The following is an 806-nucleotide window of genomic DNA, read 5'->3' on the forward strand; positions in this document are numbered from 1 at the left end:
CTACCGACCGCAATGCGCGCTTCGACGACCTCCCCGGGGTCGAATGTCTCGTGGTGAGTTGACCGCAGGACCAGGAACGCCGCAGTTGGTATCGGCGATCGTGGACCCATCTGGTACATCTTTTGCCGGTTGAGGGTTCCCAACAAGAAACGGCAGGGTGTCTCGCTGAGCGTTCCGCATGCGGTATTCGTTGCGCGGGGCGGCGCGGTTGTCTCTGCCTGTCATATGCGTCGTGGGCGCCCACGTGCCCTGAATGTAACTAATAACGCTTGACGATAATAACGCTGCGCGTTATGCTAATGCTGTGATCCGGACGTTCGCAGAAAAAGACACTGAGCGCGTCTGGCAGCGGGTCCATGTGCGCAAGTTTGGCCCCGACTTGCAGCGAATCGCGAATCGAAAGCTACTGATACTCGACGCCGCTGAAACAATCAATGACCCGCGAGTTCCACCGAGCAACCGTCTCGAACAGTTGCAGGGCAACCGAAAAGGCCAACACAGCATCCGAGTCAACGACCAATGGCGCATCTGCTTCACGTGGACACCCGCTGGGCCAATAGATGTCGAAATCACTGACTATCACTGAGGAGATATTGTGACTGCCGCACACGAGCCCATTCACCCCGGCGAGATTCTTCTCGAAGAATTCCTAAATCCGCTGGGCATCAGCCAGTACCGACTTGCCCACGCGATCGCCGTGCCACCGCGACGCATCAACGAGATCGTTCACGGCAAACGAGGTATCAGCCCGGACACCGCGCTCCGGCTGGCACGAGCACTCGGCACAACGGATCGATTTTGGATGA

The 806-nt window shown here is 57.9% G+C and carries 2 protein-coding genes; both read left to right on the forward strand.

Annotated features, from left to right (window positions below; all coding sequences use genetic code 11):
* Nucleotides 1–358 precede the first annotated feature (358 nt).
* Nucleotides 359–586: a type II toxin-antitoxin system RelE/ParE family toxin gene (locus JF66_RS22705; protein ID WP_304413067.1), complete on the forward strand. Its 228-nt coding sequence runs from the start codon at nt 359–361 to the stop codon at nt 584–586.
* A 9-nt stretch (nt 587–595) separates the two neighbouring features.
* The coding region (locus JF66_RS20790) for a HigA family addiction module antitoxin (RefSeq protein ID WP_035880869.1) at nt 596–806 on the forward strand (211 nt) is incomplete at its 3' end.

This window comes from Cryobacterium sp. MLB-32 (assembly GCF_000738085.1).
GTDB lineage: Bacteria > Actinomycetota > Actinomycetes > Actinomycetales > Microbacteriaceae > Cryobacterium.